General features: G+C 71.0%; 12 protein-coding genes. 7 read left to right on the forward strand and 5 right to left on the reverse strand.

Annotated features, from left to right (window positions below; all coding sequences use genetic code 11):
• The first annotated feature begins 27 nt into the window (after positions 1 to 27).
• From ACIG5E_RS34640 to ACIG5E_RS34650, 3 genes are read left to right on the forward strand one after another with little or no spacing between them, the layout of a single operon-like run.
• Positions 28 to 966, forward strand: a complete 939-nt coding sequence (locus ACIG5E_RS34640) for an aromatase/cyclase (protein ID WP_396540402.1) — start codon at positions 28 to 30, stop codon at positions 964 to 966.
• Entirely contained in the window at positions 959 to 2,584 is a 1,626-nt protein-coding gene (locus tag ACIG5E_RS34645; protein ID WP_396540404.1) for an FAD-dependent oxidoreductase, read from the forward strand. Before ACIG5E_RS34640 ends, ACIG5E_RS34645 begins: the two co-directional genes overlap by 8 nt.
• The gene (locus ACIG5E_RS34650; protein WP_396540406.1) at positions 2,571 to 3,341 is read left to right on the forward strand and encodes a cyclase family protein; all 771 of its coding nucleotides are present in this window, start codon (positions 2,571 to 2,573) and stop codon (positions 3,339 to 3,341) included. Before ACIG5E_RS34645 ends, ACIG5E_RS34650 begins: the two co-directional genes overlap by 14 nt.
• Positions 3,342 to 3,416: 75 nt before the next feature.
• Here ACIG5E_RS34650 and ACIG5E_RS34655 read toward each other — a convergent pair whose 3' ends face one another.
• Positions 3,417 to 5,390 carry a GTP-binding protein gene (locus ACIG5E_RS34655; protein ID WP_396540422.1) on the reverse strand — a complete coding sequence of 658 codons (1,974 nt, stop codon included), beginning with the start codon at positions 5,388 to 5,390 and terminating at the stop codon, positions 3,417 to 3,419.
• Between the two features lie 361 nt (positions 5,391 to 5,751).
• On the opposite strand from ACIG5E_RS34655, the gene ACIG5E_RS34660 reads away from it, so the two are divergent.
• On the forward strand, positions 5,752 to 6,561 hold the full coding sequence (locus ACIG5E_RS34660; protein WP_396540408.1) for a BTAD domain-containing putative transcriptional regulator: 810 nt from the start codon (positions 5,752 to 5,754) through the stop codon (positions 6,559 to 6,561).
• Positions 6,562 to 6,674: 113 nt separating this feature from the next.
• Here the strand turns inward: ACIG5E_RS34660 and ACIG5E_RS34665 are convergent, their stop codons facing one another.
• The 3 genes from ACIG5E_RS34665 to ACIG5E_RS34675 all read right to left on the reverse strand — a co-directional run bounded on the left by ACIG5E_RS34665 (position 6,675) and on the right by ACIG5E_RS34675 (position 10,083).
• Positions 6,675 to 7,322, reverse strand: a complete 648-nt coding sequence (locus ACIG5E_RS34665; RefSeq protein ID WP_396540410.1) for a LuxR C-terminal-related transcriptional regulator — start codon at positions 7,320 to 7,322, stop codon at positions 6,675 to 6,677.
• 358 nt (positions 7,323 to 7,680) lie between these two features.
• Positions 7,681 to 8,334, reverse strand: coding sequence for a response regulator (locus tag ACIG5E_RS34670; RefSeq protein WP_396540424.1), 654 nt, complete (start codon positions 8,332 to 8,334; stop codon positions 7,681 to 7,683).
• A 381-nt stretch (positions 8,335 to 8,715) separates the two neighbouring features.
• Entirely contained in the window at positions 8,716 to 10,083 is a 1,368-nt protein-coding gene (locus tag ACIG5E_RS34675; protein WP_396540412.1) for a histidine kinase, read from the reverse strand.
• Between the two features lie 266 nt (positions 10,084 to 10,349).
• Between ACIG5E_RS34675 and ACIG5E_RS34680 the strand changes: the two genes are divergently transcribed.
• The 3 genes from ACIG5E_RS34680 (at position 10,350) to ACIG5E_RS34690 (ending at position 13,348) form a co-directional block, all read left to right on the forward strand.
• Positions 10,350 to 11,012, forward strand: a complete 663-nt coding sequence (locus ACIG5E_RS34680; protein WP_396540414.1) for a VC0807 family protein — start codon at positions 10,350 to 10,352, stop codon at positions 11,010 to 11,012.
• A gap of 234 nt (positions 11,013 to 11,246) precedes the next feature.
• The gene (locus tag ACIG5E_RS34685; RefSeq protein ID WP_396540426.1) at positions 11,247 to 11,570 is read left to right on the forward strand and encodes a nucleotide disphospho-sugar-binding domain-containing protein; all 324 of its coding nucleotides are present in this window, start codon (positions 11,247 to 11,249) and stop codon (positions 11,568 to 11,570) included.
• A gap of 215 nt (positions 11,571 to 11,785) precedes the next feature.
• On the forward strand, positions 11,786 to 13,348 hold the full coding sequence (locus tag ACIG5E_RS34690; protein WP_396540416.1) for a flavin-containing monooxygenase: 1,563 nt from the start codon (positions 11,786 to 11,788) through the stop codon (positions 13,346 to 13,348).
• Positions 13,349 to 13,619: 271 nt separating this feature from the next.
• On the opposite strand, the gene ACIG5E_RS34695 is transcribed toward ACIG5E_RS34690, so the two are convergent.
• Entirely contained in the window at positions 13,620 to 14,261 is a 642-nt protein-coding gene (locus ACIG5E_RS34695) for a hypothetical protein (RefSeq protein ID WP_396540418.1), read from the reverse strand.
• Positions 14,262 to 14,409: the final 148 nt, after the last annotated feature.

Consider the following 14,409-nt stretch of genomic DNA (forward strand, 5'->3'; position numbering starts at 1 on the left):
CGCCGACGGAAAGGGCCGGTCCCACCCATGAGCACCATCCAGCACACCACCCACTCGATCGACGTCGACGCCCCCGCCGAGGTCGTCTACACCGTCATCGCCGACGCCAAGGCCTGGCCGCGGCGCTTCGCCCCCACCCTCCACGTCGAGCGCGAGGAGCTCGCGCCGGGCGCCGAGCGCCTGCGGATCTGGGCCCGGGCCAACGGCGAGGTCAAGCACTGGACGTCCCGCCGCGACCTGGACGCCGACCTGCGCCGGATCCGCTTCCGCCAGGAGGCCTCCTCGGCCCCGGTCGCCTCGATGGCGGGGGCGTGGCAGGTCGCCGAGCGCCACGGCGGCTCCACCCTCACCCTCACCCACGAGTTCAGCGCGCTCGACGACGACCCGCAGGGCCTGCGCTGGATCAGCGAGGCGACGGACCGCAACAGCCGCAGCGAGCTCGCCGACATCAAGGACCTCGCCGAACGCTGGAACCGGCTCGCCGAGTTCGAGTTCGAGTTCGAGGACTCGGTGCTGGTCGACGCCGCCCCGGAGGCGGTCTACGACTTCCTGCGGGACGCCGCCGCCTGGCCCGCCCGGCTGCCCCACGTCGCCCGCCTCGACCTGCGCGAGGAGGCCGGCGGCATCCAGCACATGTCCATGGACACCCGCACCGCCGACGGCTCCGAACACACCACCGAGTCCATCCGGATCTGCTTCCCGGAGTCCGGCATCGCCTACAAGCAGCTGCGCACCCCCTCCATGATGGCCGCCCACACCGGCCGCTGGACCGTCGAGCCGACCGACCGCGGAGTGCGGGTCACCTCCTGGCACGCCGTCGTCCTCAACCCCCAGGCGGTCCCCACCGTCCTCGGCCCGGACGCCACCGCCGCCACCGCCCGCCGCTTCATCCGCGAGGCCGCCGGCGGCAACAGCCGCGCCACGCTCGGCCTGGCCAAGCGCTTCGCCGAGGAACGCCGTGGCTGACCCCGTTCCCGCCGTCCTGATCGCGGGGGCCGGCCCGGTAGGCCTCACCGCGGCCCACGAACTCGCCCGGCGCGGCGTTCCCGTCCGGCTGGTCGACGCCGCGCCCGGCCCGGCCACCAGCAGCCGGGCCCTGGCGGTGCACGCCCGGACCATGGAGGTGCTCGACCAGATGGGCGCCCTCGACCGGCTGCTGCCGCTCGGCCGGCGGGTCACCCACTTCACCATGCACCGCCGCGGCCGCACCCTCATCCGCTTCGACACCAACTACCGCTCCCTGCCGACCCGTTACCCGTTCAGCCTGATGGTCGACCAGGTGGTCACCGAGCAGGTGCTGCGCGAGCGCACCGCCGAACTCGGCGTTCCCGTGGAATGGGGCGCCGAACTCACCGAGCTGCGGCCCGGGCCCGACTCCGTGCTCGTCACCCTCCGCCACGCCGACGGGCGCACCGAGGAGACCCGGGTGCCCTGGCTGGTCGGCGCCGACGGCGGCCGCAGCACCGTGCGCAAGCAGCTCGGGATGCGCCTGATCGGCGACTCCACCGAGGTCTGGCTTAACGCCGACGTCACCCTCGACGCCGACCTCCCGCCGGACAGCAACCACCTGCTGCACACCGAGCCCGGCACTCTGCTGCTCGTCCCGTTCCCCGAGCCCGGCAAGTGGCGCGTGGTGGACACGGTGGACACCGACGGCGCCGAGGACCGCGAGCTCGTCCGCCGCCGCCTGGCCGACAAGATCGGCCGGGCGCTCGGGCGCCCCGTCCAGGTCGGCACCCCGACCTGGCTCTCCGTCTTCACCGTCCAGCAACGCCAGATCACCCGGATGCGCGAGGGCCGCTGCTTCCTCGCCGGGGACGCCGCCCACGTCCACAGCCCGGCCTCCGGGCAGGGCATGAACAGTGGCATCCAGGACGCCTACAACCTCGCCTGGAAGCTCGCCGACGTGATCCGCGGCCACGCCGGGCCCACCCTCCTGGACAGCTACGACGCCGAGCGCGTCCCGATCGGGGCCGTGCTGCTGCGCTCCACCCGCAGGGCCACCGCCCTGGTGTCGCTGCGCACCGCGCTGGCCCCGGCCCTACTGACCGTGGGCACCGCGGCGCTGCGCCGGATCACGCCGCTGCGGCGCAAGGTCGAGGGCCGGATGATCCGGGGCTTCTGCGGACTGGCCCTCGCCTACCCGGACAGCCCGCTCACCCGCCCGGCCGGCTCGCGCGCCGGGCGGCTCTCCCCCGGGGACCGGGTGGGCTGCGACACCCGGACGGCCGCCGGGCACCCCGGCTGGTCCGCGCTCTGCGCCGAACTCGCCGACCCCCGCTGGACCCTGCTCGCCACCCCGGCCGAGGGCGGGAGCACCGGGCACCGGGAGGCGCTCGCCCGGGTGGAGCGGCTGCTCGGCTCCGCCGTCTCCGTCCGTACCGTCGCCGACCCCGGAGCCCCGGGCGAGCTGCCCGACCCCGGCGGCGTGCTGCGCCGCGAACTCGGCTTGGCACCGGGGGAGTTCCTGCTGATCCGGCCGGACGGCCACCTCGCCGCGCGGGACCGCGGGCCGGAGCGCTACCTCGACGTCCTGCGGGACTGCGCCCTGCTGCCGGAAGGAGCCGCGCATGCGCCTCATTGACCTCTCCTCGACGATCGACGCCAACGCCTGGGAGGTGGACGGCATCCGCCACGAGGTGCTGACGCCGGCCGACGGCGCGCGCCACATGGCCGAGGGCATGCTCCGTGACCACGGCCTCGAGTTCGACGTCGCGGACCTGCCGGACGGCGAACTGCTCTCGCTGGACACCCTGACCCTGACCACCCACACCGGCACGCACGTCGACGCACCCTCCCACTACGGCAGCAGGGCCGCCTACGGAGTGCCGCGCCACATCGACGAGTTGCCGCTGGAGTGGTTCATCGGGCCGGGCGTCCGGCTGGACCTCACCGACTGCGGGGTCGGGACGATCGGCGTGGACCGGCTGCGGCGTGCCTTCGACGAGATCGACCACCGGCCGAGCGCCGGGGAGATCGTGTTGCTGCGCACCGGTGCCGAACGATTCGCCGGGACTCCCGAGTACTTCACCCGATTCGCGGGCCTGGACGGGGCGGCGACGAACCTTCTGCTCGACCTCGGCGTGCGGCTCATCGGGACGGACGCCTTCGGGCTGGACGCTCCGTTCACGCACATGCTCGCCGAGTTCCGGCGCACCCGCGACCGTTCCGTGCTGTGGCCCGCGCATTTCGCGGGCCGGCAGCGGGAATACTGTCAGATCGAGCGTTTGAGCAATCTGGGCGCGCTGCCCGCGCCGACCGGGTTCACTGTGCAGGCGTTCCCGGTAAAGATCGCCGGGGCGGGGGCGGGTTGGACGCGAGCGGTGGCACTGCTCGACTGAAGACGGAGTGCGCGCGAGGGCTGAGGGCCCGACCACCGTCACGGTGGTCGGGTCCTCAGCGTTCACGACGTTCCGTCAGATCCGGCCGAAGGCCCGCAGCATGTACTCCGAGCGGTCCACCGGGTTGAGGTCGGTCCGCCGCCGCCTCGGCGCCGCCCCGACCACCGGCTGGAAGCTGTGGAATCGGGTGACCAGCACGCCCTGGCCCTGGCTCAGGCCCGGCAGCCGCTGCTCGAACTCCTGCACCGTGCGGGCCGGGATCGTCCCCTCCACCAGGCAGCTGCTGCCCAGGCCCCGGGTGGTCTCCGGGGTGGCGCCGCACTCCACCAGGTTCAGCAGGGCGGCGCTGGCGTTCTCGCCCGGCACCTCCAGCTCGAAGCGGTTGACCGGCTCGTACACCTGCGTGCCCGCCTGCTTGAGCGCGTTCATCAGCACGAGTGGCGTGAGCTTGCGGAAGTCGCCCGCCGCGCTCACCGGGCTGGCGAACCCGGAACGGGTGAGGGTCACCAGGATGTCCAGCACCTCCCAGCCGTTCAGCCCCTGCTGCAGGGTGGCCCGCACGGCCTCCTCGACGGCCTTGTGGAAGGCGTGCGGCAGTGAGCCGAGCTCCACCGAGCGGCGGAACACGACCCCTGAGCCCGGCTCCCCGGGTTCCACCCGCAGGCCGATCGTGGCCCAGAAGAAGGTCTTGCTCCGGTAGTCGATCTCCTCCACCGACTCGCCGACCCCGATCGGGCGCTCGACACAGATGATCCGGGTGCCCTCGAAGGCCACGTCCAGCTTGAACTCGTCGGCGAGCGTGGCCGCGATGACCTCCTTCTGCACCTCACCGTAGAGCGAGACGGCGATCTCCTGCTCCTCGTCATCCTTGCGGACGTTGATGAACGGGTCCTGGTCGGCCAACTGCAGCAGCGCGTCGTACAGTTCGGGCATCGCGCTGGGCCGGGAAGGCCGGATCACGGTCTCCAGGCTCGGCGGCGCGAACAGGTGCTCCCCGTCCAGCCCCTCGGCCGAACCGAGCCGGTCGCCGATCCGGATGCCCTTGAGCCCCCAGACCTTGGCGATGTCCCCGGCCTGGGCCTGCGACTCGACGACGGCCGAGCCCCGGTCGAACACCTCGACCACCGTGGTGCGGCCGGGAATCTCGGTGACGGCTCCGTGCTGATCGCGCCGGAACACGGACACCTTCTCCCGCGACCCGAGCTCGCCCCCGTGCAACCGGACATAGGCGACCTTCTCGCCGGCCCACCCGCGCTCGATCTTGAACACGGTGCCGCGGAGGGTGCCCCCGGAGCCGCCGTGATTGACCGGAAACAGCCTGGTGATCCCGTCGACCAGGGCATCGATGCCGGCGCCGGCCACGGCCGAGCCGAAGAGCACCGGGTAGAGCTGGGCCCGGGTCGCCTGGCGGGCGAGTTCCGCGGTGTAGTCCCGCGCGGTCAGGGAGGTCTCGTCCTCGAGGTAGCGGGCCAGGAAGTCGTCGCCGTGCTCGGTCAGGACGTCGGCCAGTTCGGCGGCGAAGTCGGGGTCGTCGGCCCCGACGGTCCGGGCGAACGCCCGTGCTCCGGGGGTGCCCAGCCCTTCGACCCGGGTCAGGGGGACGACGGCCGGGGTGAGCTCGGAGCGGATCTCGTCCAGGAGGTCGTGGTAGCGCGCGCCCATCCTGTCGATCTTGTTGACGAAGAGGATGACCGGCATGCGCAGTTTCACCAGCGTGCGCATCAGCAGCCGGGTCTGGGCCTGCACGCCCTCCACGGCGGAGATGACCAGCACCACGCCGTCGAGCACGCCGAGGGCCCGCTCCACCTCGGAGATGAAGTCCGGGTGGCCGGGTGTGTCGATGAGATTGACCTTGACGTCGCCCACGGTGAAGGACACCACCGCGGACCGGATGGTGATGCCGCGCTGGCGCTCGAGTTCGTGCGAGTCGGTCTGGGTGTCGCCGCGGTCGACGCTGCCGACCCGGTCGATGACGCCGGCGGTGTGCAGCAGTCGCTCGGTCAGGCTGGTCTTACCGGCGTCGACATGGGCCAGGATTCCGATGTTCACGGTTGTCAAGACGTGTGTCCCCTAGTTCTGCGGTTTTCGTACGGATTACCGGAGCAACACGGATCTTTCGGGGCACGTCCTTCTCCTCGTGGCTCTGTCTCGCGGGTGTCGGATGACTGGTCTCGGCCCGTGGGGCCAACCGGCCCCAGCTTAACAGGACTTGTCGATCGACCAGCCGATCGGCGGGGGTCGGTCGGCGGGGGGTGTTTCCCCCGGGACAGGGAGTCGGACCGCTCTGGAAGTGCGTCGGTGCCACTTTGGAATTGCGCGCCTGCCACCTTGTGCGGGCTCCTCTTGAGGCCCGTCCGCGAGCCCGGATATACCTGGGGCTGAGGGAAATCCGAGCGACATCGGAGGAATGGTGAAGTTCAACATCCTGGGCCCGCTGGAAGTCCTCGACAAGGGAATTCCGTGCACCCCGAGCGCGCTGAAGGTCCGCTGGACGCTGGCGATCCTGCTCATGAACGCGAACCGGATCGTGGACCTCGGCCTCATCATCGAGGAGATCTGGGGCAGCAGTCCGCCCCGCACGGTGGTCACCACCGCGCAGACGTACATCTACCAACTGCGCAAGCTCTGTCGTCCGCTGGGCGGCGAGGTCATCCTGACCAAGGCCCCCGGTTACGTGCTGCTGCTGGGGGAGGAGGAGCTGGACGCCCAGGTGTTCGAGCGGCTGCACCACGAGGGGGACCGGCTGCTGGCCGCCGGCCACCCCGAGGCGGCCGCCCAGCGGCTGCGGCAGGCGCTGGACCTGTGGCGGGGCACCGCCCTGGCGGACATCCCGGTGGGCGCTCGGCTCGCCGGTCACGTCGCCGTCCTGGAGGAGATGCGCCTGCGCGCCCTGGAGCACCGCATCCTGGCCGACCGGCAACTCGGGCGCTACCGGGAACTCATCCCCGAGCTGAGACTGTTGACCCTGCATCAGCCGATGAACGAGTGGTACCACGAGCAGCTCATGCTCGCCCTGGACGCCGCCGGGCGGCGGAGCGAAGCCCTGCACGTCTATCGCACGCTCTACCGCCGGCTCGACGAGGACCTCGGCATCGCCCCCTCCCAGCCGCTGCACGAGCTGCACAACGACCTGCTCAGCGGCACGTCGCCCACGCGGCAGGAGTTCCCGGCGCTTGCCGCGCGGGCGATGGAGCAGGGCCTGCGGGCCCGTTCGGCCTGAGGCCCGTCCCGGCCGAGCCCTGCCCCGCTCCCTGCCGGGGCCGTCGTCCCCGCAGGGGTCCACGCCGGACCGGTCCACGGCGGACGGATCCGCGCCGGACCGGTCCGCGGGGCTCAGGCCCGGCCGGCCGGGACCAGCATGGAAGCGGCCCGGGCCTTGTTCACGGCGTCGATCCGGGAGACGGCGTTGAGCTTGACGAACACGTTCCGGAGGTGGCGCTTGACGGTGCCGGGCGAGATGCAGAGCCGGCCGGCGATGGCCGAGTTGCTCAGCCCGTTCGCGACCAGGCCCATGACCTCCCGCTCGCGTCCGGACAGCCGGCTGCCGCGCTGACCGGCCATCCAGTCGAGGCCGGAGCGCGAGGCCATGATGTAGACCCGCTCCCGGTCCGAGGTCAGGCCCCGGATCACCGAGCCGAGGCACTCCCCGGCCGCGTCCTCGGCCAGGTAGGCGTGCACACCGCTGCTGAGGTACGTCTCCATCTCGCCGGGGTGGTCCCGTCGGCTCAGTACGACTACCCGGGCGCCCCGGTTGAGCAGGCGCTCGACGCCGTGCTCGGTGTCGGCCACCGACTCGCCCGCTCCGTACACCACGACGTCCACGGGGTGCCCGGCCATGACGGCGAGTGCTTCGTCCACGTCGCCGACGGCGGCGCGGAGGGTGAGGTCGGGCTCGGCCGACAGCAGGGCCCGCAGGCCCGTGCGCAGCAGGACGTTGTCCTCGACGACGAGAACCGACGGATGGTTGTTGCCGACTGACACGGTTGACCCCCGATGGCGACAGGCGCGAGTGACCGATGGGTGGAGCGATCCGGGCCCGCCCGTGGCGGCCGCCGGTCACCCGCCCCGCTGCCCGGGTGGCTCGATTCGTTTGCGATCCGGGCTGATGAGAACCTAACCCGATTCTTACTTTCCGCCCAAGGGCGGTTTTTCGCCGCACGAACGACGCTAGATCACGGGACGATCTCGCTCTCCGCAGATGTGACCGGAGCGACGTCGAGGAAATCCGGCCACCGGTGATTGGCGACTTCGGAACCAGGGAAGGGGAGCCGGATGTTCGCCGGGGTCGTCTGGATCCCGCCAGTCGACGGCCGGCGATTGAATGCGGGCCGGAATCAGGTCAGCGGTTGGAGCTGTTGAGGTAGGCGAGGACGGCGAGGACGCGGCGGTTGTCGTCGTCGGAGGGAGCCAGGTCGAGCTTGCCGAAGATGCTCGCCGTGTGCTTGGCGACGGCTCCTTCCCCGATCTGCAGGTACTGGGCGATGGCCGCGTTGGAACGTCCCTCCGCCATCACGGCCAGCACCTGCCGCTCGCGCGGGGTGAGGGTGGCGATCGGGTCCTTGCGGGACTTGTTGGCCAGCAGTTTGGCGATCACTTCAGGGTCCATCGCGGTGCCGCCGCCGACCACCGTGCGCAGCGCGTCCATGAACTGGCCGGCGTTGAACACCCGGTCCTTGAGCAGGTAGCCGATGGCGCCGGTGCCGTCCTCCAACAGCTCGCGTGCGTACAGCTGTTCCACGTGCTGGGAGAGCATCAGGACCGGCAGGCCGGGGCGTTCGCGGCGGGCGGTCAGCGCCGCCCGCAGGCCCTCGTCGGTGAAGGTGGGCGGGAGCCGCACATCGACGATCGCCAGGTCCGGCTGCTCCTCGGCCAGCGCGGTCAGCAGTTCGGTACCGGTGGCCACGGCCGCGACGACCGTCAGGCCGTGTGCCGTGAGCAGATGGGTCATGCCGTCCCTGAGAAGGTACAGATCCTCGGCCAGCACGACACGCACGCGGTACTCCAGCTCTTGAGTGAGGCCCTGACTGGTCACGGGCTTGTGGCCATCCTAAGCACGGCGAGCGCAGCTCACCGTGCGTGGTGGGGTTGATCGAGTCAACTCCCTTGCCGGAAGGCCGTGATGTCGGCACATCGGACGGATACGACTTGCCGTCCACAGTGATGCCGGCCGAGCCGCCTTCCACCTTCTCCAGGTGCAGGTGGAAGGGGCCGAGGCCGAAGCTCAGCTCCTTGGTCAGGTTGATCTCGATGCCGTGGGAGTCGAGCCGCACGGTGTTGATGTCGATCCCCTCGACCGAGAGCTTCTGGCCCGCGATGGTGATCGAGCTCCCGTCGTGCACCGTGAAGTGGCACTCGGGGGTGCTGCAGCCGAGATCTATGCCGTCCTTCCCGTCGCAGGCGTTCGCGGTGCCGAAGCCGATGATGCGGTCGCGCGCTCGCCGCCCGGCTCGTGGCCGATGGCGGTCACGGGGGCGGCGCAGGGGATGGTCAGGGTGATCCGGGTCGGGCCGCCCGGCGGGCTGTCCACCCGCAGGGCTCCGTCGAAGGTTTGGAGCCTGCGCTCCATTCCGCGCAGGCCCGATCCGTTCGCCGGGTCGACTCCGCCGTCGCCGTCGTCGGTGACGACGGTCTGGAGGGTTCCCGCCCGGTGGCTGATTTCCACCGAGGCCCGCTCCGCATGGGTGTGCTTGGCCACGTTGGTGAGCAGTTCGGCCACCGCGAAGTAGACCGCGGACTCGACTGCGGCCTCCAGCCGACCGCCGAGGTCCACGGTCACCTCTACCGCCATCGGCGCGTCGATGGCCAGCGCCTGGATGGCACCGCCGAGACCGCGTTCGGCGAGGACCGGCGGGTGGATGTTGTGCACCAGGTCACGGAGTTCGGTGAGCGCGAGCCCGGCCAGCTCGCGGGCCTTGGCCAGTTGCTTCAGGGCCTGCTCCGGGTCGGTCGGGACCGCGAGCTCCGCCGTGCTGACCGCGATCCCTATGGCGACCAGCCGGGCCTGGGCGCCGTCGTGCAGATCCCGCTCGATCCGGCGCAGTTCCGAGGCCTGGGTGGTGAGCAGCTCGATCCTGGTGGCGTAGAGGTGGCTGGCCCGGCGGGTGAGCAGCGTGCGCGAGGACGGGGCGAGCCAATTCCGGGTCACCGACTGGTAGACGCCGCTCATCAGGGGTGCGCACGCGACGCCGAGCGCGATGAGGACCAGGCCGCCGACCCCCGCCACCGGGACGGGCAGGCGGGGGAGTTCGTGGAGGCCGACCGGCCGACCGGCGAGGGAGAGCGCGGTGACGTACAGGCCTCCGCCCACGAGCGCGACGGGAAGGGCCAACGGCAGTGCCAGGACCGGGTCGACGACTGTCCAGGCGATGTCGCGCCAGGTGGCCGGGTCGACGAACGTCCAGCGCATCCGACGCTGGGCGCGGGCCACCAGCCGACTGCGCTGGAAGTCGTAACCGTTCCAGTACCAGCCGTTCTCGGTGCGCACCAGCGTCGGAAGGGGCTGGTACGGGGAGGCTATCGGCCGGCCGTCCCACCGGGCGAGAAGCTTTCGGGTGATGACCGCCAGAAGCCGAGCGCCGGGGACGATCAGCAGGACGGTCAGCCCAACGGCGCTGACCCACTTCGGCAGCATGAGGACGGCGGGCAGCACGGTGGCGCCCAGTTTCATCGCGGACAGGGCGAACAGGACGGTGCTTCGGCCTACGGCGGCGAGGCCGCGTCTGGCTCGGTCGATAGTCGTCACCAACTGATCGTAGGTTCCGCGACCATGCGCTCGGACAGGCTCATCACACCCCCAACTGGCTCTGTTCCAGGGAGAATGGCACCGGCCCGGGGGTGTGGCCATCCTGCTGGACCCCCTTGGGGGGGTATACCTAGGTCAACCTTCCGTCCCCCGCCTAGCCGGATTCCTTCCGGCAGCCGACCTTCCTATCGTCGTAGACAGCCGGGGAGCGTACCGCTGCGCGGTGGCAAGCGGGGTAGGTCTCTGCCCGTACAACGGAGGATGGAATGAGCAGTCAGCTCTCGCCCGGGCAGGTCCAGGCGGCCCACCGGCGCCGTCAGACCCGTGGCGCGCTCATCACCGGGCTTCTGCTGGACGCCGGGTTGCCGCTGCTGATCTTCTACGGTCTGCGGCAGCAGAACGTCGGTGTGGTGACGGCCTCGCTGGCATCGGGCGTCCTGCCGGCCCTGCGCACGTTCTACGTGATGCAGAAGGAGCGCCGGGTCGACGTGGTGGCCCTGTTCATGGTCAGCACCCTGATCCTCGGAGGCATCCTCGGCGCGCTGACCGGTGATCCCCGGCTGATGTTCGCCAAGGACGGCTGGATCACCGGCATGATCGGGCTCTGGCTGCTGATCACCCTGATGATGCGGCGTCCGTTCTTCCTGCACGCCGGAAAGAACATCGCCCTGACCAAGACCGGCCCCGAGAGTGCCGAGCAGTGGGAGCGGCGCTGGGACACCGAGCCGGCGTTCCGTCGCGGCCTGCGGGTCCTGACGGCGGTCTTCGGCGTCGGACTGCTGCTGGACGCGGGCGTCCGCGTCCTGATCGCCTACACCGTGCCGATCGACAACGTGCCGCTGGTCACCAACGTCCAGTACCTGGTCCTGCTCGCCGGGCTGCTGACGTTCATGATGCGGCACACCAAGAAGCACAACCTGCGGGCCTGAGCGCCTACTTCGGCCCGAGAACGACGATCGCGAACTCCGAGGAGCGACCATGCCTGCTCACATCGCCCTGTTGAACACTCCGGCACACGGACACGTCAACCCGACGCTGGCGGTGGTCGAGGAACTGGTCGCGCGAGGTCACCGGGTGATCTACGCCACCACCGCGGAGTTCGCGTCCACCGTTGCCGCCAGCGGCGCCGACGTCCTGGTGTACGAGTCGACGCTCAGTTGGCCGTGCTGGAGCAAGCTTCGGCGTTCATCACCCACAGCGGGATGGGCGGCACGATGGAGGCGTGGTACTACGGCACTCCGATGGTGACGTTCCCGCAGAGTGTGGAGCAGGCGGCGATCGCCCACCGCGTGGCGGAGCTCGGTCTCGGAGTGGGGGTGCCCGCCGGCGGGCTCTCCGCCGAGAAGCTGCGCGAGACCCTCATGGCGGTCGTAGCCGATCAGGCGGTCGGCGAGCGGGTGGCGTCGATGCGTGCGCACGTGCGCGACGCAGGTAGTGCCCGCCGTGCCGCGGATGTGATCGAGAGCCGTCTGCAGCACGGCAGTTGAGCGAGGGCGAAATCGGGCTTCCCTTCGATGGTGATCTCGGCGTTCAGCACGACTGGTCACCGGCAACGGCGCACACGCCTTCGGTGAAGGCGGTGTTCGCCATCGGGCCGCGTCGCAGGAGAACCACCCGTACGTGGACGGCTGCGCAACCTTGGGCCCACTCGGCCGTTCTACGTTTCGCAGCACTTGATCGTTCGCGGCAGGGGGAGAGGGCATTGGCCGACGAAGCGGCACCGGGCAGTGTGCGCCAGGTGGAGGTGGTGGTCATCGGGGCCGGCCTGTCCGGGGTGGCTGCCGCCATTTCCCTGCGCCGGTCCGGTTTCGAGGATGTCGTCGTGCTGGAGAAGTCCGACCGGCTCGGTGGTACCTGGCGTGACAACACGTACCCCGGGTGCGGCTGCGACGTTCCCTCGCTGCTGTACGAGTACTCCTTCGCGCCCGGGCCGTGGCGGCGCGTCTTCGCCGCACAGCCGGAGATCCTCGGCTACCTCCGGGCCACCGCGGCCTCCCACGGCATCGAGCCGCTGATCCGTTGCAACACGGAAGTCCTTGGCGGCCGTTGGGATCCGGCGAGCGGCCGCTGGTGTCTTCAGACCTCCGCCGGCGCGTACGCCGCGCGCGCGATCGTGGTGGCCACCGGCCCGTGGAACCGGCCTCGCTTTCCCGACCTGCCCGGCCTGACGCACTTCCCGGGGCCGGTCTTCCACTCCGCCCGGTGGGAGCACGACACCGAGCTGGCCGGGCGTCGCGTGGTGGTGGTCGGCAACGCGGCCTCGACCGTGCAGTTCCTGCCGGAGCTGCAGCGGACGGCCGCTCGGGTGGACATCTTCCAGAGCACCGCGCCCTGGGTGCTGCCCAAACCCGACATCGCCCTGCCGGCACGGGTACGCCACCTGCTGCAGCGCAACCTCGCCGTACGACACCTCGCCCGTGCCGTCCACGCCACCACCCAGGACGCCATCGGCCTGGCCCTGCGCCACCCCCGAAGGCTGCTGCCGCCCCTGGAGGCGGCGGCACGCCGGCATCTCCGTCGTTCGGTGGCGGACCCGGTGCTGCGTCAAGCCCTCACCCCGAGCCACCGCCTCGGCGCCCGCCGCCTGCTGGCCTCGGACACCTACTACCGGGCCGTCAGCCAGCCGAACGTGCACCTGCACCCCGCCCGGGCAGTCCGCGTCGAGGGAAGCGATGTCGTGGGCGCCGACGGGCGACGCGTCAGCGCGGACGTGATCATCCTGGCCACCGGCTTCCACATCGGCGAGCAGCCCCTCGCCCCGCACCTGTACGGAATTCACGGCCAGAGCCTGGCGGACACCTGGAGCGGGGGGCGGCGCGCCTATCTGGGCACCCACGTCAGCGGCTACCCCAACCTCTTCCTCCTCCTCGGGCCGAACATCCTCAGTGGCACCACCGCCGTACCGAGCGTTCTCGAAGCCCAACTACGGCACGTCACCGCCGCACTGAGGTACCTGCGCCACAGCGGGCAGACGGCCATGGACGTACGCCGTGAAGTCCAGGAAACCCATAACACGGCCCTTCAGACGGCGCTGAACAGCACCGTCTACACCTCCGACCACGACGGGTACTACTTCAGCTCCCCGGGGCTGAACAGCTTCTGCTGGCCGTGGTCCACCCGGCGCCTGCGCCGCGCCCTCCGCACCTTCGACCCCGCCGCCTACACCTGGTATCCGCCCCAGCCCGCCGGCCTCCCGCTCCAGCGCACCACGGAGGCACCCGCCCAGTCGGCCGTCCAGGGCCCGCGCGCCGACTCACCCACATGAACAACCCTGTCGGGCTCGGCAAGTCATCGCTGGAGCAGGGAAGCGATCGTCGGCTCGCAGACGATCCTCGGCGTTGTCCGGGCGGTGAGATGCGCTGCCGTCCTGCCGTGACCGGCGCCGAGCCTCGGATCTGTCGTCGGAAGTGCGCCACGGCGAGCGCCGGGCATTTCGGTGAGACCGTACAGAATCGGTGAGGCGGGACGGAACGGCAGCCTGTGCCCCGAATTGCCGCCCTTCGCTTCGACCGTGGAGGCGGGCCGGTTGTCGACGGTCAGCCGTCGGCCGTGGCCGTGCCGGTGGCCGCGATGGACGCGTCGACGTCCATGCCGAGGTTGACCAGGCGCCAGTCGCCGCCCTTGACCTGGCCGAGGGTGAAGGTGAGGGCGAGCTGCACCTGGCCCGAGCCCTGCTTGGTGCTCAGGATCGCCTGCCGCAGGGTGTGCCCGTCGACGGTCACGTCCGCGTCGGTGACCACGCTCTGGCCGTCGGCCTTCGGCGACTGGCGGGTGACCTGGAAGTCCGGGGTGTGGACGGCCTGGACGAAGTTCTGGTGCAGGGAGTTCACCACCCGCGCGAACGCCGCCTTCGGGTCCTGCTGCGGGGAGGCGCCACCCGTGGTCGGGGGCAGCTGGGTGAGTGCCCACGCCTGGTCGACGTCCCCGCGGTAGACATCGGCGAGCCAGGCTTCCAGCACCCGGGCCGGCCCGTCCGCGGCCGCCGTCGCGCCTGCCGTCGGGGTGGGTGTCGACGTCGGGGCCTGCGTGGGCACGCCAGCCGGGGTAGCCGGGGCGGTGGTGGGGCCTGCGGCGGGCGTGGACGCCCCGGCCGCCGCTCCGGAGCCGCCCGCCGAGCAGCCCGCCACGGCGAGCGCGAGGAACGGTACGGCTATCGCTCTGCGCAGGAACAGGTTCACGGTGGTCTCGACCTTCGTCTGGTGTGAATCGGGAAACGGCGGTGCGTGCCCAGGCTAGTACTCCAGTGCGACTTCGTGATCTTTCCCGGGAGCCGGGTGAGAACGGCAACGGCCACCGCGTGATCATCAAGGGTTGTGTGGACTCATG

The organism is Kitasatospora sp. NPDC053057 (genome assembly GCF_044546945.1).
GTDB lineage: Bacteria > Actinomycetota > Actinomycetes > Streptomycetales > Streptomycetaceae > Kitasatospora.